Raw genomic sequence first — 21680 nt, 5'->3', positions numbered from 1 at the left:
TGAAAAAGCCTCGTCAGCGGAAGATGTCCTCGTCGGCCTTCCGGTAATCGCTGGTTTGATCGAGCCGCCCGGCGGCCGCCAGTCGCACCCAGGCGGGGTTGGCGAGCAGGATGCGGCCGAGGGCGACCAGGTCGAACTCGTCGTTGGCGAATCGCTTCAGCAGGTCGTCCCGGTGCGGGAAGTCGCTCGTCAGCCCGACCGAGCCGACCGTGATCACGGGCAGCCCGGTGAGCCGCTTGGCCCAGCCGGCCAGGTTGAGGTGGTCGCCGTCGAACGCCGGCTCCCAGAAGCGGCGCTGCGAGGCGTGCAGCACGTCCGCCCCGGCCTCGGCGAACGCGGTCAGGATGCGGCCCAGCTCGGCCGGCGTCTCGGCGATCCGGGCGCCGTAGTCGCGCTCCTTGTGCTGCGAGAACCGGACGATCAGCGGCATCGTGGGCGGGAGCTCGGCCTTGACCGCGTGGATCACCTCGGCCGGGAACGTGGCCCGGTCCCGGCCGTAGGCGTCGGTGCGGCGGTTCGTCACCGGCCAGAGGAACTCGTCGAGGAGATATCCGTGGGCGGCGTGGATCTCCACCGCGTCGAAGCCCGCCCGGACCGCCACGCGCGCGCTCTCGGCGTACGCGTGCCGGATGATTTCGAAGTTTTTCCCGTGCATGGTGCCCGGGGTCCAGGCGGGTAGACCATCGACGGGCTCGCGTTCGCCTCCGAGATGCCAGATCTGCGCGGCGATGTTGCCGCCCGCCGCGTGGACCTCGCTGGTCACCCTCCGCCAGCCGGCCTCGGCCGCTCCCGGCGTGAGTCGCGGGACATCGCTCTCGTGGCTCGCGCTGGGGTGGCCGACCAGCGCTCCCTCGGTGATGATCAGGCCGACGCCGCCCTCGGCCCGGCGGCGGTAGTACTCGGCGACCTCGGCCGTCGGCACGCCACCCGGCGACCGCTTGCGGGTCATCGGCGCCATCACGAAGTGGTTGGTCAGCGGCAGTCCGGCGAGGGTGGTGGGTGCGATCAGCTCGTCCATGGCGCTAGGCTAAAACCTCACACAGATGTCAGCTTCAAGGTTCTGTGGCGTGGGAGACATCGATGAAGATCGGCGATTTGTCGGCGGCGACCGGCGCGAGCGCGCGGTCGCTGCGCTACTACGAGGAGCAGGGGTTGCTGTCCAGCAGCCGTACGCCCGGCGGGCAGCGCACCTATCCGGATCAGGCGGTCGACCGGGTGGCCCTCATCCAGTCGCTGCTCGCGGCCGGGCTCACCAGCGCCACGATCCACGACGTCCTGCCCTGCATCAGTGACGAGACGCTGCGCACACCGTGGCTGGCCGGTCGTCTGTGCTCCGAGCTGGACCGGGTCGAGAAGCAGATCGACAGCCTTCAGCGCACCCGGGAGATCCTGGCCGGACTGGTCGAGGAGTACCGGGTTAGTTCCTAGCGGTTGGGTACTCTTCAGCGGTCATGCCAGTACTCAATCACCGCCGCCGACTGGCCCTCGTCCTCGGCGCCGTCCTCCTCGTCCTCGCCGCCGTCAACGTCGCCGACAAGTACGGCCCGGACCACACCGGACTGATCGCCGGCCCGCTCGTGGCGGTCCTGCTGGTCGTCATCGCCCGCCGCGCCGGCCTCACCTGGCACGACCTCGGTCTGTCCCGGCGCACCCTGGTCCCCGGGCTGAAGTACGCCTTCGGCGCCATCCTCGCGGTGGCGGTCGTCTACGGGCTCGGCGCCGCCATCCCGCTGACCCGGCCCGCGTTCCACGACGTCCGCTACCACCTGCACCCCGGCGCCGCCCTGCTGACCGCCTTCATCGTGGTGCCGCTCGGCACGGTGCTGCTGGAGGAGATCGCCTTCCGCGGCGTGCTGCTCGGCCTGGTCAAACGCCACCGGGGCGCGACGTGGGCGAGCATCACCTCGTCCGTGCTGTTCGGCCTGTGGCACATCCTGCCCTCGCTGCGGCTGGGCCAGGCCAACGAGGCCGTCGGCGCGGTCCTCGGCGGCGGCCGCTGGCTGCCGGTGCTCGGGGCGGTCGCGTTCACGGCGGTGGCCGGGCTGCTGCTGTGCGAGCTGCGCCGCCGCAGCGGCAGCCTCCTGGCGGCGGCCGCGCTGCACTGGGCGACGAACGGGCTCGGCCTGCTGGTGGCGGCCGCGCTGGCCACGTTCCGCTTCGCGTAGTTCTCGCCGGCATGGATTTCGTCCCCGTTCCCGGCGGCGAGGTGACACTGGCCGACCGCCGCACCCGGCGGCAGTGGACGGTGCGGATCTCACCTTTCGAGTTGGGCCGGTTCCCGGTGACCCAGGCGGAGTACGCGGCGGTGACGGGCGAGTGGCCGAGTGCGGCCCGCGGTGACCGGCTGCCGGTGGAGTCGGTGTCGTGGGAGGACGCGGCCCGGTTCTGCGAGATCGCGGGTTACCGCCTGCCCACCGAGGCCGAGTGGGAGCACGCCTGCCGGGCCGGCACGAGCGGCCCCCGCTACGGCGACCTGGACGAGATCGCCTGGCACCGCGGCAACTCGGACGCGCGTCCCCACGAGGTCGGTGGGAAGAAGCCGAACGCGTGGGGCTTGCACGACATGCTCGGCAACACGTGGGACTGGTGCCAGGACCTGTACGACCCGGTCGTCTACGGCTCGTACCGCGTGCTGCGGGGTGGCGGCTGGTTCGACGAGCCGTGGAGCTGCCGCGCGGGCGTGCGCCGCCGGAGCCACCCGACGCTGCGCATCGAGGACGTCGGCTTCCGCGTGGTGCGATGATCGGCTTGGCGCTCATCCGGACGCGGACGCCGCCGAATAGATAGGGAGTGCAGGGTGGTGCTGTCCCAGCCCGGCGACGGCGCCTGACCGGTGTCGCCGCCACGATCGGTGCGCTCGTGCTCGGGGCGGGGTTGACCTGGGCCGCGGTCGCCGCGGTCGGGCAGGCCGAGCGCGACTCGGCCGGCCGGACCATGGACCGCCGGGCCGAGGACGTCAACCGCACGTTCGCCGACGAGATCCGCCAGTTCTCGGCCACCCTCGACGACCTCGGCCGGGCCGTCGGCACGCAGACCAGCCTCAGCGCCGACGACTACCAGATGCTGACGGCCGGGCTCGACACCGGTCGCCTGCCCGGCGCCGGAGGGGTGACCTTCGTCGTGCCGGCGACCGACGGGCAGATCGCGTCGGTGCAGCGGTACTGGCGTTCGCAGGGGGCGGCCGGCCTCCGCCTGCAGCCCGTCGGCACGGACCTCGAACACATGTTCGTCGTCTTCGATCGGCCGCTGGACGGTGGCCCGCCGATCGGTGGCCGCGACGTCAGCCAGGCGGCCTACTCGGCCGAGGCCCTGCGCGAGGCGCGCGACACCGACCGGTTCGTGGTCAGCGAGCCCTATGTGCTGGTACGCGACCAGAACGCCCCGGCGAAGCAGCAGCTCTCGTTCACGTTCACGGTGCCCGTCTACTCGTATCGGGGCGCCCGGAAAGGCCCGTTCGAGGGCTGGATCGTGGTCGGCGTCCGCGGCCGGGACCTGCTCGACCGGACCCTGCGCAACGCCTCCGGCTACGGGCTCCGCGCCCGCCTCGACGACGGGTCGGGCACCCAGGTCGCCGCCGTCCCGTACAACGCGCGGCTGCCGTCGAGCCCGCTCAACCGGACCCTGCCGGTCGCCGCCGGGCAGCGGCAGTGGCAGGTCACCGTCGGCCCGACCCGGGCCGCGCTGGAGGCGGCCGGGCCGCGGCTCGTCCAGGTCACCCTGGTCGCCGGGATCGCGGTGACCCTGCTGATCGGCGCCCTGGTCGGCAACCTCGCGTTCGCCCGCAACCGCGCCCTCACCCGCGTCGACGAGGCGACGGCCGCGTTGCGCACGGACATCGTGCGCCGCGAGCGGGCCGAGACCCTGCTCCGGCAGCGGGAGCGGGAGCTGCGGAAGCTCGCCTTCCACGACCCGCTCACCGGGCTGGCCAACCGCCTGCTGTTCTACGACCGGATCGGGACCGCCGCGGGCAACGGCCCGTTCGGCGTCCTCTACGTCGACCTCGACGGGTTCAAGCAGGTCAACGACGCCCGCGGGCACGCGATGGGCGATCGCCTGCTGTGCGAGGTGGCCGATCGGCTGCGCGCGTGCACCCGGGCCGGCGACACGGTCGCCCGCCTCGGCGGCGACGAGTTCGCCGTGCTGATCGAGCACCTCGACGACGTCGAAGACGCGCGGAGCTGCGCCGAGCGGATCGTGCGGTCGGTCGCCGAGCCGGTCGTGGTCGACGGCCTCGAGCTGCGCGTGGGCGCGAGCGTCGGTGTCGCGGCCGGCGCTCCCGGCGACGACGCCGACGAGGTCCTGCGCCGGGCCGACGAGGCCATGTACGAGGCGAAGTCGCGGGGCAAGGGCCGGCTGGTGTTCGCCGACTAGATGTGCAACTGCCGGAGATCGTTTACACCTGGGTCTGGGTTTTCTGCTTGAGGCGTTCGTAGGGTGTCTGGCCGTTCAGGGCGCCGTGGGGGCGGTGGTAGTTGTAGTAGTCCTCCCATTCGCGCAGCTTGTCGTTGAAGACGCCGGCGGTTTTCTGATCGCAGCGTGGGTAGATGCGCAGCACGCGCAGCCGGGTGCAGTCGTCGATGGCGGTGAACTGGTAGTACTTCGCGCGTCGGCGCTGGTTGGGCAGCTGGCCCATGACCGGAGCCTTGCCGGCCACCCGATCGGCGGGCACGCCGATCGGCTCGATGAACTTGACGTCGATCTGCAGCCGGTTGCCGGGAAGCGGCTTCTCGTAGCGTTTCCAGCGTTTTTCGCGGCTGGTGTAGCGCTGGGAGGCTGGTAGCCGGTTGAGGCCGAGGCGGACCAGGATGTCGTAGATCGCGGAGCTGGTGATCGTGATGTCGTGGTACCGCTGCAGATACATGTGGATCTTGACCGGGCCGAAGTGGTAGTTCTGCGCCGTAGCCATTTGTAGAACGTCTGCCGGCTGATCCCGTAGTAGCGGCAGGTCCGGGCGACGTTGCCGGTGACTTCCTCAGCGTGGCGGAGGACCGCCAGGCGGTGTTGCGCCTGGCGGTCCTGCTTCTGTTCCAACGAGAGGGGCACGAATCTCCTACGGATAGGAGACCCAAAACTAGACCGTCGCGCACAATGAGCCGTGCCCGACCGACCGGAGATTGTCTGCATCTGCGGCTCGACCCGTTTCGCGGACGAGATGAACGCGGCGAACCGCGATCTGACCTTGGCCGGCGTCATCGTCGTCGCGCCGGCCGTCGCCCGGCGCCCGGCGGAGTTGATCACCGACGAGCAGAGGACCGCGCTGGCCGCCCTCCACCTACGCAAGATCGACCTGGCCGACCGGGTGCTGGTCGTCAACCCGGGCGGGTATGTCGGCGACGCCACGAGCAGCGAGATCGCCTACGCCCACGCCACCGGCAAGCCGGTCTCGTTCACCGATCCGGTCTGACCAGCGCACCTAGTGCTCCGCGTTGGAGATCTTCGGACGGTTGGCCTTGGCGGGGATCTGGCCGGCGGTCCTGGTCCAGTTGAACGGGTGGGCGCGGTTGTTCCAGCCGTCGATGTAGGCGCGGATTTTGGCGTTGAGGTCGTTGACTGGGGTGTAGGTGCCGCGGTGGATCGCTTGGCGTTCGGCGAGCGAGAACCATGCCTCGACGAGGTTCATCCAGGAGGCGTGGGTCGGGGTGAAGTGGACGTGGATGCGGGGGTGCTCGGCCAGCCAGGCATTGACCTTGGGGTGCTTGTGGGCTGCGTAGTTGTCCATCACCAGGTGCAATTGCCCGGCGTCGGGGCCGGGCGGGTAGGCGCGTTCGACCTGCTTGAGGAACGCGAGGAACTCGCGGTGGCGGTGGCGGGGCTTCGGCGCGGCGGTGACTGTGCCGGTGGCGACCTCCAGGGCGGCGAACAGGGTTGTGGTGCCGTGGCGGACGTAGTCGTGGGATCGGAGTTCGATCAGGACCGGCGCGGTCCGGTCCAGGGCCTGGATCGGGGACTTCTCGTCGATCGAGAGCACGATCGCGTTCTCGGGCGGGTCGAGGTAGAGCCCGACGACGTCGACGACCTTGGCTTCCAGTTCGGGGTCGGTGGAGAACCGGAAGCTCGTGGAGCGCCACGGCTGCACGCCGTGCTCGCGCCAGATGCTCGCCACGGCGTGATCCGAGATCTTCAGGTGCCGGGCCAGCAGCCGGCTCGACCAGTGCGTGACGCCGTACTTCTTCGGCGGCGGCGCCAACGTCACCGCGATCACCTTCGCCCGGTCGATCCGGCGAGGGCGCCCCGACCGCTCCTCGTCGTGCAGGCCTGCGATGCCCTTGGCCTGATACCGGTCCCGCCAGGCGATCACCGTCGGGCGCGACACCCCGACCCCGTCGGCGATCGTCGTGTTCGAGACCCCATCCGCGGCCAGCAGGACAATTCTCGCCCGCAGCGCCAGACCCGCCGGCGCCCTGGACGAGCGGGTCAGACGCAGCAGTTCCGCACGGTCACCGTCACGAAGCAACAACGCGGGCGCGGGACGATTCGCCATGCCCCGATCGTCCCCAACACCGAAGCGTCAAACAACTAACCACGCGGAGTGCGGAAGTAGCCGACGTAGAGGTAGAGGAACTGAAGCTGGTCCATGCGGCGGCGAGCTTGGCCTGCGGCCCTCCAGGAAGTCCTCGCCCGCGTGCGCGACCTTGGCGCCGCCGCCGTCATCTCGGTCACGACCGGACGAGGCGCACGCCGGTCGCGAGCAGCCAGACGAGCCAGGCGACGAACCCCAGGAGCCCGACGAAGATCAGCGGCGAGCCGTCGGCGATCGCGAGGTTCCCCAGCCCCGCAGCGAGCAGAAGGCTCCCGCCCACCATGCCCAGCAGGCGTTGCCAAGCCGGAGTCAGCCCGCTCGCGTGCGCGGCGAGGGCCGAGCCGATGCAGGTGGTGCCAAGCATCGGCAGCGCCAGCGCGAACGCCGCCGCGTGAATCTGCCAGACGAGCCCGAACGCGGGCGTCGGCTCGGCGAGCCCGCCGGCGGAGAGCGCGAGCCCGATCTGCAGGACGTTGACAAGCACGAAGATGGCCGACAGCGTCGCGCCGGCGGCCAAGGCGAGGCGCGACCAGTCCGCGCCCGCTCCGCCACGCCGCTCCACGAGGCCGTGCAGGCCCGTCACGAACACGAGCAGCAGCGGCAGGTACAGGGCTACCAAACCGGACACGATCGCGACCGCGTCGCGGTTGGCCGCGTAGTAGGCCAGCACGTCCTCGATCGGAGCGCCGTAGGACAGCGAGCCGGTTACCGCGAACAACACGTTCTCGATCACCACCAACACCGCGAACCCGATCGCCGCAGCACCGACGAGCCGGCCTCGAACGGACCAACTGCGGGCCGGCGTGTTGGCGGTGTTCTCCGGTGAGCTCATCTCTTACTCCTTCGATGCGGAGGACGATTCGCCATGCCCGATCGTCCCAAACACCGAAGCGTCAAACAACTAATCACGCGGAGCGCTAGGGCGTGCTGTCGACCAGCCGGGACTCGGCCTCGGCGCCGATGCGGTAGCGGTTCCGGCCGGCGCCCTTGGCCGCGTACAGGGCGATGTCGGCGTCTCGCAGCGCGGCCGCCGTGTCCGCGGCGCGGTCGAGGGAGAGCAAGCCGAGGCTGGCGGACACGTTGATCGTGGCGTCGCCGATCGCCCGGTGGCGGGCGGCGAGCACGAGGATCCGTTCGGCGAGCCGGGTGGCGGCCGTCCGGTCGTACCCGGGCAGCACGATCGCGAACTCGTCGCCGCCGAGCCGGGCCACATCGCCGGCCGGGGGCACGACGGCGGCGAAGTCGCGGGCGAGCAGGACCAGCAGCGCGTCGCCGACCGGATGGCCGTACGTGTCGTTGACGTTCTTGAAGCCGTCGAGGTCGAGGAGGACGAGCCAGCCCCGGTCGGCGGCCGGCCGGGCCAGCGTGGCCTCCAGCGCGTCGAGCAGGGCCGCGCGGTTGCCGAGACCGGTGAGCGGGTCGTGGGTGGCCCGGTGCTCGAGCTCCTCGCGCAGCACCCGCTGCTCGCGCAGCGCCTCCTCGAGCGCGGTGGAGCGGCGGTGCGCGACCGCGCTCAGCATGCCCAGCCGCAGCACGAGCAGGACGGCGACGCTCGCCCCCAGGATCATCTGGATCCAGGCGCCCTCGGTCCGGCGTTCCGGCCCGGCCTCCGTCCCGGTGATGTCGTCGAGCCCGGTGACGACCGGGATCAGCGCGGTCAGCACCACGAAGACGACGAGGCGGGACCGCGACACGATGTCGGCCGGCCGGGCCGGGCGGACCGGGACCCCCATCCGGGGATGCAGCGCCGCCGCCGCGATCATGGTGGTGCCCAGCAGCCAGAGCAGGTCGAACACCGGCACGGGCACGGCGGCGCCGGTGGTGGCCGCGTAGGTGAAGAGGATGTCGCCGGCGATCGGCAGCGACATGCCGGTCAGGAGCAGGCGTTGCGAGGCGCTTCGGGCCGAGGGGGACATGAGGATCAGCGCGATGAACGCGATCCGGGCCAGCTCGAAGACCTCGTAGAACCAGAACAGGGCGGTCTGCCACGCGCCGAGCCCACCCATCGCCAGGAAGGGCTCGGCGATGAAGTGCCAGCTGGCGGCCGATGCGCCGAGAACAACGACAAACCCGTCAATGGCGTCCGTACGGCGGTTGCCCGCCGGCTGCTCGCGGAGGGCGCACGTCGCGAGGGCCGCCGTGAAGAGGCCGAACGCCAGGTAGAGCAGCCAGTCGTCGATGCCGCCGAACGGGATGCGCGTCGCCCAGGCGTCGTCGCCGGTGCGCCACGGGAGCTGCGCGACCGCGTACGCGATCAGGCTCGCCGCGGTCAGCATCCAGAACGCCGGGCGCCTCGGGCGGTGCCGGCGGACACCGGCGATGACGACCAGCCCGGCCGACATCTGCACCGCCAGGGCGCACCACGCCGACCACCGATGGCTGCCGAACGCGGTGACGACCGAGGCGAGGACACCGAGGGCAAGACAGATGCTCCACGGTGCGGCGCGCGGTCGGGTCACGAATCACCCTATCGGCCGGGAACATTCGGACATTACCGAACCAGGGTCAGCTGGGTGAGGTAGCGCTTGCGGATGTGGCCCCCGTGGTCGTTGTCGATCAGGGAGGCCAGGCAGGCCAGCAGGCCCTCCCGGGCCGGCGCGGGCAGGGCGCGGTGGCCCGAGTAGGTCATCAGCAGGTCCAGGTAGGTGGCCGTGGTGTACGGCAGCTCCCACTCGTAGCGGCGGAAATCGGCGCGCGGGAAATGGGCCGCGAACTCGGTGGCGTCATCGGGGATCTGGTCGGCCGGGGTCAGGCGCAGGCCGGGCGGGGTGGCCGGGTCGTAGCGCTCGTAGCAGCCCTGCGCGTCGGCGAAGAAGCGCTCGGTGCCGCCCTTCACATGCTCGGAGAAGATCACGGCGAGCGCGCCGCCGGGGCGGAGCAGGCCTTTCACCCGCGCGGCCCGGGTCGCCGGGTCCAGCCAGTGGAACGACGTAGCCGAGACGACCAGGTCGAACGGCTCGGCCGGCGGCGTCCACCGCTCGACATCGGCCACGTCGATCGACACCTGGGGAAAGCCGGCCAGCTTGCGGCGGGCGACCGCGGCCAGCGAGGCGCTCAGCTCGACGGCCCGGATCGTGCAGCCGAGCCGGGCCAGGGGCAGGGTCGCCTGGCCGGTGCCGCAGCCGATCTCCAGCACGCGGGCGCCGGGGCCGAGCCCGGTCAGGGCGGCGAGGTCGGTGAAGAGCTGGTCGGGATAGCCGGGGCGGGCCTTGTCGTACAGCTCGGCGTCCTCGCCGAAGGTTTCACGCAACGTCTCTCGGGTCACCGGAGGACGATACGAAGTCGGCACGTGCGAAGCGATTACTTTTCCGGATCCCGGAGGTCCGTACGGTCATGAGTGAGACGAATCTTCCCGAGGTGGTGTCGCGCGACGAGTGGCTGGCCGCGCGCAAGGAACTGCTGGTCAGCGAGAAGGAGGCGCTGCGCGCCAAGGACGCGCTCAACACCCGGCGGCGGATGCTGCCGATGGTCAAGGTCGAAAAGGACTACCGGTTCGAGGGACCGGACGGCGAGGTACGCCTGATCGACCTCTTCGACGGCGAGCAGCAGCTCGTCGTGCAGCACTTCATGTTCGACCCGGGCTGGGAGGACGGCTGCCCCAGCTGCACGGCCGCCGTGGACGAGCTCTCCGACGGGCTGCTGCGGCACCTCAGGGCCCGCGGCACGGTCTACGCCGTGGTGGCCCGGGCGCCGCTCGCCAAGCTCGAGAAGTACCGGGCCAAGCGGGGCTGGACGATCCCGATGTACTCGTCGCACGGCTCGGACTTCAACTACGACTACCACGTCACGATCGACGAGTCGGTCGAGCCGGTCATGTTCAACTACCGCGGGCCGGAGGAGCTGAAGGCGGCCGGCTTCGACTGGATTCTCAAGGCCGAGGACCAGCCGATGGAACAGCCGGGCATGAGCTTCTTCCTGCGGGTCGGCGACGACGTCTTCCACACGTACTCCACCTTCGCCCGCGGCACCGAGATGATGGGCGGCGCCTACGGCGTCCTCGACCTCACCGCGCTGGGCCGGCAGGAGGAGTGGGAGGAGCCCAAGGGCCGAGCCGGCACCGACCGGGGGCCGGTCCCGGACTTCTCCTGAGAGAGGACTTCTAGGAAGAGCCCAGGATCCGGACGAACACCTCGGCCAGCTTGGCAGCGGTCGCGGCCGGCGACTCCCGCGGCAGCATGATGTGACTGACCGTCAGGCGGATCACCGAGTCGATCGCGAGCGCCACCCGCTCGGCCGGCAGCGTCGTCAGGTGCACGCCGGCCCACTCGGTGATCACCTGGCCGGCCTCGGTGAGCACGATCTCGGAGCGGGTCGTCAGGTAGGGCAGCAGCTCGTCGGCGCCGCCGCGCCCGCTGGTCAGGATCGCCTTGACCAGCGGGTTGCGGGCGGCGTCGTCGAGCGTCAGCAGGATTCCGGCGTACGCGGCGCCGCGCGTGTCCCCGCCGTGGGCGAACATCTCGGTCCGCACCCGCTGGGCGAACCGTTGCACCTCGCTGACCGCGAGCGCCTCGGCGAGCCCGGCCCGGCCGTCGAACTCGTTGTAGACCGTCTGGCGGCTGACCCCGGCCGCCGAGGCCACGTCGACCATCCGCACGCCGTCCCAGCCGCGCTCGATCGTGAGGTCACGCGCGGCACGGATCAGCGCCTCGCGCAGGCGCGCGCGGTTCGACTCCCGGTACGACGGTGTGACCTCCATGGGCCTGACAGGCTACACATCCCGTGCACAAAGGAAGAGGGCCCCGGCGCCGAGCGCCGCGAACGCCCAGGCCGCGGCCACCCCGAGCCCGGCCCACGGCCCGATCGGCAGGGTGCCGACGTCCACCGTGGACAGGATCGTGAGGCCGGCCGTGGACGGCCCGATCCGGTAGATCGCCCGCTGGATGTCGGGGTCGACGAACATGCCCATCACCACCGGCACCAGGTAGAGCAGGCCGAGCACGACGCCGGCCGACGCCACCGCGCTGCGCACGACGGCCGCCACGCCCAGCCCGAGCAGCGCGACCAGGCCGAGATAGAGAACCGCGCCCGCCCCCGCTTCAAGCGATGAATCGGAGATGTCGGCGAAGGCGAGAAGGGTGATCGCGACGGACACGACGGCGGCCGCCAGGACACTGCCGAGCAGCAGCAACGCCTTGGTGCCGAGCACCACGACCCGCCGGGGAACGGCCATGAACGTGGGCCGGATCGTGCCGGTGCCGAACTCCCCGGCCAGGATCTGCACCGCCCAGACCGCGACCACGGCCTGGCCGGCCTGCACCCCGAGCAGGGCGGAGTGGATCCGGTCCGGGCTGTCCGAGGTGGCCGTCGCCGCCGAGACGGCGACGGTCAGCACCACGGTGAGGGCGAGCGCGGCGGCCGCGTCCGGGACGGTGCGCATCTTGCGCCATTCCGCGGCCAAGGCGGGCCTCACGCGTCGGCCCGCCCGGTCCGGTAGATCGCCAGCGCGAGCATCCCCAGCGCCCACGCGGCGAGCACCCCGAGCCCGCCCCACCACGCCAGCGGGAAGTACCCCTGCGACGGCGTGTAGGGCAGCAGCACGTGGTGATAGGCGACCAGCGTCTGTTCGACCGCGAACGCGGCCGCCGGCGTGAGCCGCAGCAGCCACTGCGCGACCCCGGTCGGCAGGATCGAGGCGGTGGACAGCAGGTAGGGCAGGAGGACCAGCACGATGGCGGCGGTCGCGGCGAGGATTCCCCGGCGGATCACGGCGCCCAGCGCGTACGCCAGAACCGCCGCGAGCGACAGCAGCAAGGCCGTGCCGACGACCACCCGGATCCGGGTGCCCAGGCTGGTCGGGAGCAGGAAGTTGCCGTTGGCGACGACCAGGTGCGACGCCAGCGGCACGGTGACGGCCAGCGCGACCAGGCCGCAGACGAAGGTGACCGCGCCGACCACCACGGCCTTGGCCGCGAGCACCCGGCCCCGGGCCGGCATCGCGGCGAACGTCGTGCGGATCAGGCCGGTGCGGTACTCGCCGGTGACGAACAGGACCGCCACCACGATCACGGCGACCAGCCCGACCACGATCCCGGTGAGCGTGAACTCCAGCGTCGGGCCGGCCGCCTGCCCGGCCGGCGCCATGTCGCCGCTGCCCGTGACGGTGAGCCGGCCGTCCTTCTCGGTGAAGCCGGCCGGCTGGAAGTTCCGCTCCCAGTCGGTCTGCATGCCGTCGTCGCCGACGTCGGTGAAGGTCCACTTCCCGCTCATCGAGACCTGGTCGAAGGCCGCCGTCGCCTGGGTGAAGCGCGCCTGCACGATGCTGCCGCCGTGCGGGCTGGCCTTGCTGGTGATGTCGCTGGGGGACGCGACGAGGAACCCGATCTCGGGGGTACGCGCGGAGATCGTCGTGCTCCCGACCGTGCTCCACGTGCGGCCGTCGGCCGAGGCGTACCCGGTGATCGTCGTGCCCGAGCGGGAGATGCGCAGCCAGCTCGCCGTCGCCGGCCCGGCCTTGTCCTCGGTGAAGTCGTGCTGCATCCGCACCCCGTGCTGCGCTGTCAGCATGACCGCCGCGTAGGTCGCGCCCTCCCCGGTTCCGTCCTTGATCGTGAGCCCGGCCTTGGCCCACGGGACCAGGCCCTTGACGATCTGGTCGTGGTTGGGCGGGGGATAGGTGATGATGCCGGTGAACGACGCGACGTGGGCGATCAGCTCGCCGTCGCCGGCCAGCGGCTGGTGCACGAACGAGAACCGGTCGTCGACCGCCTCCCCGCCCGGCCCGGTCGGCGGCGTCGGGCAGGGACCGTTCGGGCAGCCGACCTGGATGCCGCTCGCCGCGGCCACGCCGAGCCCGACGATCGCCGCCACCGCGAGCGCGAACCCGGCCAGCCAGGCCCGCACGCTGCGCAGCTTGATCCACTCGGCCCGGAGCAGAGCCCGCATCATCGCAGGACCTCCGTCCCGCGGGTCAGCTCCAGGTAGGCCGCCTCGAGCGACCCGAACCGCCCGGTGAGGTCGCCGGTCGTCGCCGTCTCCACCGCCCGGCCCGCGCCGACCACCACGACCAGGCCCGCGATGTCCTGGAGCTCGCTCATCAGGTGGCTCGAGACCAGCACGGCCCGGCCCTCGGCCGCCAGCGACCGCAGCATCCCGCGCATCCACACGATCCCGGACGGGTCGAGGCCGTTGAACGGCTCGTCCAGCATCAGCATCGGCGGGTCGCCGAGCATCGCCGCCGCGATCCCGAGACGCTGCCGCATGCCGAGCGAGTAGCCGCCGGCCCGCCGCCGCGCGACCGGCCGCATGCCGGTCAGGTCGAGCACCTCGTCGACCCGGCGGGCCCCGAGACCCTGCGACGCCGCGAGCCAGAGCAGGTGGTTGCGCCCGGTCCGGCCCGGGTGCAGCGCGCCGGGGTCGATGAGCGCCCCGACGTGGGTGAGCGGCCGCTCCAGCGTCCGGTAGTCCCGGCCGCCGACCCGCGCCGTCCCCGAGTCGGCCCGGTCCAGCCCGAGGAGGACTCGCATGGTGGTCGACTTGCCGGCGCCGTTCGGCCCGACGAAACCCGTGACCTGACCCGGACCCGCCGTGAACGTCATGCCGTCCAGGGCGACCGCCGAGCCGTACCGCTTGTGAAGTTCATTGACTTCGATGGTGGCTTCCATGGCCGTGAGTTCTACGCATCGGCGCCTAACCCGGGCGCGACAGCGCTTGTCATTCCGCTGTTAGCCCGCGGCGGGCATGCTGGGCGGATGGGCGTCCGGCTGCGTTACACGATCCTGTACGGCGCGATGTTCCTGCTGTCCGGCGCCGGGCTCCTCGCGATCGTCGCCGGGGTCGGCAGCCAGAGCACCCGGCAGGCGCCCAGCACCGGCGCGCAGCAGCCGGCCGCCGCGCAGATCGCCGCCCTCCAGCGGCAGCTCAGCGAGAACGACGAGGCCCGCACCCGGCAGTTGCTGGTCGGGGTCGTCATCGGGCTGCTCGTGATGCTGCTGATCTCGATGCTGCTCGGCAACGCGCTGGCCCACCGGGTGCTGCGGCCGCTGCGCGTGATCACGGCCGCGACCCGCCGGATCTCGGCCGACAACCTGCACTCGCGACTCGCCGTGCGCGGCCCGAACGACGAGGTGAAGGCGCTCGCCGACACGATCGACGAGCTGCTCGGGCGGCTCGAGGAGTCGTTCGCGGCGCAGCGCCGGTTCGTCGCCGACGCCTCGCACGAGCTGCGCACGCCGCTGGCCACCATGCGGGCCTCGCTCGACGTGGCGGTCGGCAAGCCCGGGCCGGTGCCGCCCGAGACCACCCTGCTGGCCGACCGGATCCGCGGCGAGCTCGACCGGGTCGAGCTCCTGCTGGAGGGATTCCTGCTGCTGGCGCGGGCGCAGCACGGCGCCGTCGACGACCGGGAGGTGGTCCCGCTCGCCGGCCTGGTCAGCGAGGCCCTGCCGGCGTCCGGGGAGGTCACGGTCTACTGCGACGTCGCCTCCGGCGCGGCCACCACCGGCAACCCGGTGCTGCTCGCCCGGCTGGTCGGCAACCTGGTCGACAACGCGTTCCGGCACAACGTCCCGGGCGGCTGGGTCCGGATCTCGGTGCTCGACACGGCCGGCTCGGCGCGCCTGGTCGTCGAGTCCAGCGGCCCGGTGCTCGACGCCGCCCAGGTCGAGCGGCTCGGGCGGCCGTTCGCGCGGATCGGGACCGACCGGACGGCGACCGGCGGCACCGGGCTGGGGCTGTCGATCGTGGCGGCGGTGGCGTCGGCGCACGGCGGCTCGGTGCGGCTGACGCCGCTGGCCACGGGCGGGTTGCGGGCCGAGGTCGACCTGCCGGCGGCGGTGGCGGTGCCGGCATGAGGGTGCTCGTCGTCGAGGACGCGCGCACGCTCGCCGACGTCGTCGCCGAGGGGCTGCGCGATCAGGGGATGGCGGTCGATCTCGCGTACGACGGGCTCACCGCCGCCGAGAAGCTCGACGTCAACGCGTACGACGTGGTGCTGCTCGACCGCGACCTGCCCGGCCTGCACGGCGACACGCTCTGCCAGATGATCACCGCGCGCGAGGAGCGGGCGATGGTCCTCATGCTCACCGCGGCCGGCTCGGCCGACGACCGGGTCCGGGGCCTCACCCTGGGCGCCGACGACTACCTGGCCAAACCGTTCCATTTCCCGGAGCTGGTCCTGCGGGTGCGCGCCCTGGCCCGCCGCCGGCCCGGCGCGCGCGCCCGCACGCTGCGCGCCGCCGGCCTCGAGCTCGACCCGATCACCCGGGTCGCCACCCGCGCCGGCGTGCCGCTGCACCTGTCGGTCAAGGAGTTCGCGGTGCTGGAGGCCCTGCTGCGGGCGGCGCCGGCCTACCTCAGCAGCGAGGATCTGCTCGAGCAGGTCTGGGACGAGAACGCCGACCCGTTCACCAACACGGTGACGGTGACGATCGGCCGGCTGCGCCGCAAGCTCGGCGACCCGGCGGTCATCACCACCACGCCCGGAGTCGGTTACCGCATAGCGGGTTAGTACCGTCATCCGGGGGGTTTGGAGAACGGCAAAAGGGGTATCGCCCCGGTCGTTCCGGATCGTCATCCGTCCGGATGTTGCGCCCAAGGTCCAGGATGGAAAGGCTACTTGGTACGACCTTCAACAGTCGCCGGAGGCGCCGAGTGACCGATCCCCTCTCCGGACTCGCCGACCTGATCGAGGTCGTGCGCGCCGAGGCGCTCGCGCTCGGCCGCGATGATCTCGCCGCCCAGCTGCCCGCGCCGCCCGGCGCCCGGGAGGCGCTGCGCCGGCCGCGGATCGTGATCGCCGGTGGACCCGGGCGGGGCAAGTCCCGGCTGCTGAACAGCCTGCTCGGCCGGCCCGGCCTGAGCCCGGCCGGCGACGCGCCGACGACCGCCGGGTGGATCGAGTTCCGCTTCGGGCCCGACGACACGGCCACCGCCATGATCACCGATCCGGCCGATCCGGGCACGCCGCGGCGGCAGCCGATCCACCTCGACGACCTCGACGCGTACGTGAGCTTCGAGGAGATCACCGACGCCGTGCTCGGCGTCGAGGCCCGGGTGGACGCCCCGATCCTCCGCGAGGCGATCCTGGTCGACACCCCCGGCGTCGCGGGGCCGCAGGCGGCGCTCAGCCAGGCCGACGCTCTGCTGTTCGTCGGCGACGCGACCGAGCCGATCCCGGACGCCGAGATCGCGTTCCTGGCCCGGGCCGCGCAGCGCCTCGAGACGATCGCCGTGGCCGTCAACAAGAGCGACCAGCCCGGCCACGACGCCGTCCTCGCCGAGACCCGCCGCCGGCTCGCCGCCCACCCCGACCTGGCCCGCCTGCCCGTCTTCGCCATCTCGGCCCGGCTCGCCGAGCAGGCCGGCCGCCCCGGCATCACGCACACGATGGCCGCCCGCCTGGCCGAGCTGGCCGGCACCCGGCAGCTGATGGACCAGCTGCTGTACGACGCGACGGCCGCCGCGCACCGGCTGCGGGTCACCAACCACGCCCGGCTGACCGCGGGCGTGGCCCGCGAGCTGCTCGCCGACGTCGACCGGCTGACCGGCCCCGACGACCGGATCGACGCCGACCTCGCCACCATCGCCGCCCTGCTCGACTGCGGCGGCCTGGTCGGCGCCCGCTTCGAGGAGGCCCGGCACGTCGCGGCCGAGCGGTTCGCGGCCCGCGCCGACGCGCTCGGGTCGGCGCACCGCGAGCAGGCCGAGCGAGGCCCGGAGGAGGCGCTCGTGGCGCTGCCGCCGCGGCTGGCGGTGAGCCTGGCCGCGATCTGCGCGGCCGCCTTCGACGAGACCGAGGCCGAGATCCTCGACGCGCTGCGCGACTGCCTGCGCGACGACGTGCTGATCCCGCCGCCGGCCGAGGTCGAGCTGCGGCTGCGAGCCGGCGACACGACGGCCCGGTCCCGGGACGTGCTGCACACGGTGACCGGGCTGCTCACCGGCTCGGCGCTGGTGCTGACCGTGCTGACCGGGTCGGGCGTGGTCGGCGCCGACATCGCCCTCGCCGCCTGCGCCGGCTGGTGGCGGCTGCGGACCGTCCCCGCCCCCGGGCGCCGTACGCACATCTCCACCTGGATGGAGGCCGCCGTGGCCGAGGCCCGGGCCGCGCTCGACCAGGAGCTGCGCCGCCGGGTCCACGCCGTCCGGCTCTACGTGGCCGACTGCCTGCCCCGCCTGCTCGAGGCGCGACGCGACCGGCTCACCAAGATGCGCGCCGACCGGTCCGGCGCGCCCCGGGCCGAGGAGGCGCGGGCCACCCTCGCCCGCGTGCTCGACGACCTGTCCCGGCGCAGCACGGCCTGAATTTGCCGGTCTATTGCCGGTCTCGCGCCGCGCCGTTGCCTGCTTTAATCGACGGTCATGGGGGATAACAGACTTTCCCGCCGGCTGCTGTTCACGGCCGGCGCGGGCGCGATCGGCATCACCGTCCTCGGCTCCTGCTCGTCGGGCTCCGGCTCCGGCTCGTCCGGCACGCCCGCCAGTAAGGCGCCGGAGTCGCCCGAGCCGTCGGTGGCGGCGTCGCCCGGCGCGGTCGCGGGCAGCTGGCACCAGGTGGACATGTCCTACGTCTCGGCGTACATCCTGGTCCGCGGCAAGGAGGCGGCGATCGTCGACCTCGGCACGCCCGGCTCCGACCCGGCGATCGAGGCGGGCCTGAAGGCGGCCGGCGCGAGCTGGGCGTCGGTGAAGCACATCGTGCTCACCCACCAGCACGACGATCACATCGGCGGCCTGGCCGCGATCGGGCCCAAGGTCAAGGCCACGATCTACGCCGGCATCGGCGACCTGGCCTCGATCATCTCGGAGAAGCCGCTGAAGCCGGTGGCCGAGGGGGACGAGGTGTTCGGCATGCGGATCATCGACACTCCCGGCCACACGCTCGGGCACATCTCCGTCTACGAGCCGGCCACCCGCATCCTGGTGGCGGGCGACGCGCTGCGCAACGCCGGCGGCCTGGAGAGCTCCGATCCGCAGTACACCACGGACGAGAACAAGGCCAATGACACCGTACGCAAGCTCGCGGCCATGGACATCATGGCGATCCTGCCCGGGCACGGCGGCCCGATAACCGTCGGCGCCTCGAAGGCCCTGCACGAGCTGGCGGCCCGCACGCCCGCGTGACGCACCCGTGACGGCGCCCGGGTTTGCTGGGCGGCGTGAGCCCGCCCGACATCGCCGAGGCGTGCCTGGCGGTGGCCGCCCGGCTCGCGTCCGCCCTGTCCGGCGTCCCGATCGACCCCGCCGACGACCCGTCGGCGGCGCTGGCCGACCTGCGCCCGCCGGCGGCGCCGGGCGACCGTGCCCGGGAGGCCGCCCGGCGCTGGGAGCGGCTGCGCGAGCTGTACCGGCTGTCGTCCTTCGAGCGGGACCTGCTGGCGCTGGCCGCCCTGCCCGGCGCCCACGAGGTGTTCGGGCCGCTGTTCGCGAGCCTGCACCCGCGCCGCGTCCCCGCGCTGTCGCCCGGGCTGGCCGCCCGCGTCCTGCTCGACGGGCCCGGCGACCGGGCCCACCTCGACGCCGCGCTGCTGGCCGGCCCGCTGGCGGCGGACGGCATCCTGCGGGCCGACGAGGGGCCGTACGCGCTGCGCGGCTACACGCTCGCCCCCGGCCTCTGGGAGGCGCTGCGCGGCTTCGACCCGTGCCCGCCGCCCGCCTTCCCGCCCGGCTTTTCGCCCGGCCCCCTCGACGCGGCCCGGCCGCTGCTCGACCGGGACGACGCCACCATCCTCGTCGTCTCCGCCGACCGCACCGAGGCGGTGGCCGCCGCGGCCGGGCTGATCCGCTCGGCCGGCCGCACGCCGTGCGCCGCCGGTCCCGCCCTGCTGTGCGGCCTGCGCGGCGACGTCCCGCTGGTCACCGTGGACACGGCCGACGCCGACCTGGCCTGGCTGGCCGACCTGCGCGGCCCGGCCGTCGTGGTCGCCCCGCCGACCGTCGCCGTGGACGCCGGAACCAGGGTGCTGTACGCCGTCGACCTGCGCCCGCCCGCGCTCGACGACCGGCACGCCACCTGGCGGTCGCTGCTGCCCGGCGACCCGGCCGGCGCGCTCGAGCTGGCGGTGCTGCACCGGACCGGGCCGGTGCTGGCCGCCCGGGCGCACGCCGACGCCGTCGCCGCCGCCGGGCCGGGCCGCCCGCCCACCCGCATCGAGATCTCGGAGAGCCTGCGCCGCCGGGCCGCCGTGGCGCTGCCGGCCGCCGCCCGCCTGGTCCGCCCCCGCGCGACCGGGGACGACGTGGTGCTGCCGCCCGAGCAGCGCGGCCTGTTGTCGGCGGCCGTCGAGCGGGCGCGCGGGCAGGGCCGGGTCCTGCACGAGTGGGGGCTGGCCGCCGGGCGCGGCGGCGTCGCCGGGGTGCGGCTGCTGTTCGCCGGGGCGCCCGGCACCGGCAAGACGCTGGCCGCCGAGCTGATGGCGGCCGAGCTGGGCCTGCACCTGCTGGTCGTGGACCTGGCCGCGCTGGTCAGCCGCTGGCTGGGCGAGACCGAGAAGAACATCGGCCAGGTCTTCGACGCCGCCGAGCGGGCCCAGGCGGTGCTGTTCTTCGACGAGGCCGACGCGCTCTTCGCCCGGCGCACCGACGTCGGCGACGCCCACGACCGGTGGGCGAACCTGGAGACCGCCTACCTGCTCGACCGGCTCGAACGCTTCGAGGGCGTGGCGATCCTGGCGACGAACCTGCGGGCCAACCTGGACGACGCGTTCGTGCGCCGGCTCGAGTTCGTGGTCGAGTTCCGCGACCCGGAGCCCGCCGAGCGGCTGCGGATCTGGCGCGCGCACCTGCCGGAGACGCTGCCGCTGTCGCCCGACGTGTCGCTGGACGACCTGGCCGGGCTCTACCCGATCACGGGCGGCGTCATCCGCAACGCCGCGCTCGCCGCCGCCTACCTGGCCGCCGCCGACGGTGGCCGGGTGACCCAGGACCACCTGGTGCTGGCCGTGCGCCGCGAGTACGACAAGGCCGGCCGTTCGTTCCCGGGCGTGCCCCGGCGCCGTTCCCGGACCGTCTCACCCACGGTCCCCCCGGGTCTCATCCCGCCGTGAAGTAGTCGGGATCGCCGGCGTGGACGGGCCGGGCGAGCGCGACGTCCAGCTCCAGGCGCCGCCACCCCAGCGCCCGGGGCCGGTCGGGCGCCGGGCGGGCCAGCACGTGCAGGACGCCGGCCGGGGAGATGCGGGCGTCGGTGACGCGCAGGCGGTCGAGCGAGCGGGCCGCGAGCTCGGTCAGCTCGGCCGCCGGCGCCTCCGGGCGAGAGAACGAGACCTGCACGTCGCCGCCGGGCTCGTCGCGGCTCACGATCAGGGCGAGACCACCGGGCAGGCGGGCGACCTGCGGCTCGCCGGCGGCGGCCGGGGTCAGGCGCCGGATCGCGCCCGCGGCCTCGCGGACCGTGCGGCGGGTCGGCCGGCCGCCGCCGAACGCCAGCCGGGCGGCGATCGTTGCCGTCACGCCGCCGGCGAGCGCGACCGCGGCCGCCGCCAGGGGCCGGGCCGGGTGGGCGAGCAGCGCCGCGGCGAGCACGACGCCGAGAAGCGCCTCGGCGGCGGCCAGGAGTCGGGGCAGGCTGACGCCGAGCAGCTCCGGCCGGGCGTCGCCGCGCCAGCCCTCGGCCAGCGCCCGCAGCCCGCCGGCCAGCAGCAGGTAGCCGATCAGGCCGGCGCCGGGCGGACCGGCCACGGTGGCCACCGACGCCGCCACGGCCACCAGGGCGAGGCCGGCCGCCTCGGCGAGCGCCACGGGCGCGGTGGGCACGCCGTGCGCCGGATGGCCGGGCGGGTAGACCAGGCCGATCCGCGACGGGCGGCCGAAGCAGCAGCCCGCCGCCGCGCAGCCGAGCCGCCCGGCCGACTGGGCCACCGCGCAGCCGGCCGCCACCACGTCGAGTCCGGCGAGGACGGGCCCGCCGGTCAGCGCGAGCGCCGCCGCGGCGAGCGCCAGGGCGGCCGCGAGCTGCTCCTGGGCGACCTGGTCGGGGCGGCCGGTGAGCAGCCGGCGAAGGCCGGACGCGACGGCGGCGCCGGTCAGCGCCGCGCCCGACGCGGCCAGGACGGTGAGCGCCGGGACGGCGGCGACCGCGCCCAGGGCCACGCCGATCAGGATGGCGGCGGCCGCCCCGGTGGTCGCGGCGACCGCGTACGGCGATCGGCCGCGACGCCCGGCGGCGGCGCGCGGGATCAGGTCCAGAAGGCTCTGCACGCCGGCAGTCTCCCGCCGGGGTGTC

21 protein-coding genes and 2 pseudogenes are annotated in these 21680 nt (G+C 73.4%); 11 read left to right on the top strand and 12 right to left on the bottom strand.

The genetic code is table 11. The features are described 5' to 3' along the window. Window positions 1–13: 13 nt before the first annotated feature. Window positions 14–1018 (bottom strand): oxidoreductase, encoded by a 1005-nt coding sequence (locus tag ACZ6TB_RS35755; protein ID WP_465562153.1) that lies wholly within the window; start codon window positions 1016–1018, stop codon window positions 14–16. A gap of 62 nt (window positions 1019–1080) precedes the next feature. Between ACZ6TB_RS35755 and ACZ6TB_RS35750 the strand changes: the two genes are divergently transcribed. The 4 genes from ACZ6TB_RS35750 (at window position 1081) to ACZ6TB_RS35735 (ending at window position 4371) form a co-directional block, all read left to right on the top strand. Further along, a complete protein-coding gene (locus ACZ6TB_RS35750) occupies window positions 1081–1428 on the top strand; it encodes a MerR family transcriptional regulator (protein WP_465562151.1) in 348 nt (115 codons plus the stop codon). Between the two features lie 23 nt (window positions 1429–1451). Continuing rightward, window positions 1452–2165: a lysostaphin resistance A-like protein gene (locus ACZ6TB_RS35745; protein ID WP_465562149.1), complete on the top strand. Its 714-nt coding sequence runs from the start codon at window positions 1452–1454 to the stop codon at window positions 2163–2165. A gap of 11 nt (window positions 2166–2176) precedes the next feature. Continuing rightward, window positions 2177–2743 carry a formylglycine-generating enzyme family protein gene (locus ACZ6TB_RS35740; RefSeq protein ID WP_465562147.1) on the top strand — a complete coding sequence of 189 codons (567 nt, stop codon included), beginning with the start codon at window positions 2177–2179 and terminating at the stop codon, window positions 2741–2743. 116 nt (window positions 2744–2859) lie between these two features. After that, complete coding sequence (locus tag ACZ6TB_RS35735) at window positions 2860–4371, top strand: diguanylate cyclase domain-containing protein (protein ID WP_465562145.1); 1512 nt, start codon at window positions 2860–2862, stop codon at window positions 4369–4371. 22 nt (window positions 4372–4393) lie between these two features. Here ACZ6TB_RS35735 and ACZ6TB_RS35730 read toward each other — a convergent pair whose 3' ends face one another. Both ACZ6TB_RS35730 and ACZ6TB_RS35725 read right to left on the bottom strand, forming a co-directional pair. Further along, window positions 4394–4906 carry an integrase core domain-containing protein gene (locus tag ACZ6TB_RS35730; protein ID WP_465562144.1) on the bottom strand — a complete coding sequence of 171 codons (513 nt, stop codon included), beginning with the start codon at window positions 4904–4906 and terminating at the stop codon, window positions 4394–4396. Between the two features lie 35 nt (window positions 4907–4941). Beyond that, a pseudogene (locus ACZ6TB_RS35725) lies at window positions 4942–5124 on the bottom strand (hypothetical protein); the annotation flags it as partial. On the opposite strand from ACZ6TB_RS35725, the gene ACZ6TB_RS35720 reads away from it, so the two are divergent. Next, window positions 5096–5404, top strand: a complete 309-nt coding sequence (locus ACZ6TB_RS35720) for a hypothetical protein (RefSeq protein WP_465562142.1) — start codon at window positions 5096–5098, stop codon at window positions 5402–5404. The pseudogene ACZ6TB_RS35725 and the gene ACZ6TB_RS35720 overlap by 29 nt on opposite strands. Before the next feature lie 9 nt (window positions 5405–5413). On the opposite strand, the gene ACZ6TB_RS35715 is transcribed toward ACZ6TB_RS35720, so the two are convergent. The 4 genes from ACZ6TB_RS35715 to ACZ6TB_RS35700 form a co-directional block, all read right to left on the bottom strand. After that, window positions 5414–6481 carry an IS630 family transposase gene (locus tag ACZ6TB_RS35715; protein WP_465562140.1) on the bottom strand — a complete coding sequence of 356 codons (1068 nt, stop codon included), beginning with the start codon at window positions 6479–6481 and terminating at the stop codon, window positions 5414–5416. A gap of 175 nt (window positions 6482–6656) precedes the next feature. Continuing rightward, entirely contained in the window at window positions 6657–7352 is a 696-nt protein-coding gene (locus tag ACZ6TB_RS35710; protein WP_465562139.1) for a hypothetical protein, read from the bottom strand. A gap of 85 nt (window positions 7353–7437) precedes the next feature. Beyond that, entirely contained in the window at window positions 7438–8979 is a 1542-nt protein-coding gene (locus ACZ6TB_RS35705; protein ID WP_465562137.1) for a diguanylate cyclase domain-containing protein, read from the bottom strand. A 32-nt stretch (window positions 8980–9011) separates the two neighbouring features. After that, complete coding sequence (locus tag ACZ6TB_RS35700; RefSeq protein ID WP_465562135.1) at window positions 9012–9785, bottom strand: class I SAM-dependent methyltransferase; 774 nt, start codon at window positions 9783–9785, stop codon at window positions 9012–9014. A 68-nt stretch (window positions 9786–9853) separates the two neighbouring features. On the opposite strand from ACZ6TB_RS35700, the gene ACZ6TB_RS35695 reads away from it, so the two are divergent. Beyond that, window positions 9854–10609: a DUF899 domain-containing protein gene (locus ACZ6TB_RS35695; RefSeq protein ID WP_465562133.1), complete on the top strand. Its 756-nt coding sequence runs from the start codon at window positions 9854–9856 to the stop codon at window positions 10607–10609. A gap of 10 nt (window positions 10610–10619) precedes the next feature. Here ACZ6TB_RS35695 and ACZ6TB_RS35690 read toward each other — a convergent pair whose 3' ends face one another. From ACZ6TB_RS35690 to ACZ6TB_RS35675, 4 genes and pseudogenes are all read right to left on the bottom strand, one after another. Continuing rightward, window positions 10620–11216 (bottom strand): TetR/AcrR family transcriptional regulator, encoded by a 597-nt coding sequence (locus tag ACZ6TB_RS35690; RefSeq protein ID WP_465562131.1) that lies wholly within the window; start codon window positions 11214–11216, stop codon window positions 10620–10622. A 12-nt stretch (window positions 11217–11228) separates the two neighbouring features. After that, window positions 11229–11930: an ABC transporter permease gene (locus ACZ6TB_RS35685; protein ID WP_465562130.1), complete on the bottom strand. Its 702-nt coding sequence runs from the start codon at window positions 11928–11930 to the stop codon at window positions 11229–11231. Then, on the bottom strand, window positions 11927–13405 hold the full coding sequence (locus tag ACZ6TB_RS35680) for an ABC transporter permease subunit (RefSeq protein ID WP_465562129.1): 1479 nt from the start codon (window positions 13403–13405) through the stop codon (window positions 11927–11929). Before ACZ6TB_RS35680 ends, ACZ6TB_RS35685 begins: the two co-directional genes overlap by 4 nt. A 139-nt stretch (window positions 13406–13544) precedes the next feature. Next, a pseudogene (locus ACZ6TB_RS35675) lies at window positions 13545–14121 on the bottom strand (ABC transporter ATP-binding protein); the annotation flags it as partial. A gap of 87 nt (window positions 14122–14208) precedes the next feature. Between ACZ6TB_RS35675 and ACZ6TB_RS35670 the strand changes: the two are divergent. The 5 genes from ACZ6TB_RS35670 to ACZ6TB_RS35650 all read left to right on the top strand — a co-directional run bounded on the left by ACZ6TB_RS35670 (window position 14209) and on the right by ACZ6TB_RS35650 (window position 20502). Then, complete coding sequence (locus ACZ6TB_RS35670) at window positions 14209–15309, top strand: sensor histidine kinase (protein ID WP_465562127.1); 1101 nt, start codon at window positions 14209–14211, stop codon at window positions 15307–15309. After that, window positions 15306–15965, top strand: a complete 660-nt coding sequence (locus ACZ6TB_RS35665; protein WP_465562125.1) for a response regulator transcription factor — start codon at window positions 15306–15308, stop codon at window positions 15963–15965. The genes ACZ6TB_RS35670 and ACZ6TB_RS35665 overlap by 4 nt, the downstream gene beginning before the upstream one ends. Window positions 15966–16108: 143 nt before the next feature. Next, complete coding sequence (locus ACZ6TB_RS35660) at window positions 16109–17761, top strand: dynamin family protein (protein ID WP_465562123.1); 1653 nt, start codon at window positions 16109–16111, stop codon at window positions 17759–17761. Window positions 17762–17818: 57 nt separating this feature from the next. After that, window positions 17819–18580 carry an MBL fold metallo-hydrolase gene (locus ACZ6TB_RS35655; RefSeq protein ID WP_465562121.1) on the top strand — a complete coding sequence of 254 codons (762 nt, stop codon included), beginning with the start codon at window positions 17819–17821 and terminating at the stop codon, window positions 18578–18580. 35 nt (window positions 18581–18615) lie between these two features. Then, window positions 18616–20502, top strand: a complete 1887-nt coding sequence (locus ACZ6TB_RS35650) for an ATP-binding protein (RefSeq protein WP_465562119.1) — start codon at window positions 18616–18618, stop codon at window positions 20500–20502. Here ACZ6TB_RS35650 and ACZ6TB_RS35645 read toward each other — a convergent pair. Further along, complete coding sequence (locus tag ACZ6TB_RS35645; RefSeq protein ID WP_465562117.1) at window positions 20489–21655, bottom strand: prolipoprotein diacylglyceryl transferase family protein; 1167 nt, start codon at window positions 21653–21655, stop codon at window positions 20489–20491. The two genes, ACZ6TB_RS35650 and ACZ6TB_RS35645, sit on opposite strands and share 14 nt — an antisense overlap. Window positions 21656–21680 lie beyond the last annotated feature (25 nt).

Source organism: Actinoplanes sp. NPDC051537 (genome assembly GCF_055586105.1).
The sequence above is the reverse complement of the archived record's forward strand: the minus strand, read 5'-3'. Positions and strand labels throughout refer to the sequence as shown.

Bases quoted from the DNA above. Each gene is read 5' to 3' on its own strand.
- ACZ6TB_RS35755 (WP_465562153.1), bottom strand. From the start codon at position 1,018: ATGGACGAGCTGATCGCACCCACCACCCTCGCCGGACTGCCGCTGACC.
- ACZ6TB_RS35750 (WP_465562151.1), top strand. From the start codon at position 1,081: ATGAAGATCGGCGATTTGTCGGCGGCGACCGGCGCGAGCGCGCGGTCG.
- ACZ6TB_RS35745 (WP_465562149.1), top strand. From the start codon at position 1,452: ATGCCAGTACTCAATCACCGCCGCCGACTGGCCCTCGTCCTCGGCGCC.
- ACZ6TB_RS35740 (WP_465562147.1), top strand. From the start codon at position 2,177: ATGGATTTCGTCCCCGTTCCCGGCGGCGAGGTGACACTGGCCGACCGC.
- ACZ6TB_RS35730 (WP_465562144.1), bottom strand. From the start codon at position 4,906: ATGGCTACGGCGCAGAACTACCACTTCGGCCCGGTCAAGATCCACATG.
- ACZ6TB_RS35715 (WP_465562140.1), bottom strand. From the start codon at position 6,481: ATGGCGAATCGTCCCGCGCCCGCGTTGTTGCTTCGTGACGGTGACCGT.
- ACZ6TB_RS35710 (WP_465562139.1), bottom strand. From the start codon at position 7,352: ATGAGCTCACCGGAGAACACCGCCAACACGCCGGCCCGCAGTTGGTCC.
- ACZ6TB_RS35695 (WP_465562133.1), top strand. From the start codon at position 9,854: ATGAGTGAGACGAATCTTCCCGAGGTGGTGTCGCGCGACGAGTGGCTG.
- ACZ6TB_RS35690 (WP_465562131.1), bottom strand. From the start codon at position 11,216: ATGGAGGTCACACCGTCGTACCGGGAGTCGAACCGCGCGCGCCTGCGC.
- ACZ6TB_RS35680 (WP_465562129.1), bottom strand. From the start codon at position 13,405: ATGATGCGGGCTCTGCTCCGGGCCGAGTGGATCAAGCTGCGCAGCGTG.
- ACZ6TB_RS35670 (WP_465562127.1), top strand. From the start codon at position 14,209: ATGGGCGTCCGGCTGCGTTACACGATCCTGTACGGCGCGATGTTCCTG.
- ACZ6TB_RS35665 (WP_465562125.1), top strand. From the start codon at position 15,306: ATGAGGGTGCTCGTCGTCGAGGACGCGCGCACGCTCGCCGACGTCGTC.
- ACZ6TB_RS35655 (WP_465562121.1), top strand. From the start codon at position 17,819: ATGGGGGATAACAGACTTTCCCGCCGGCTGCTGTTCACGGCCGGCGCG.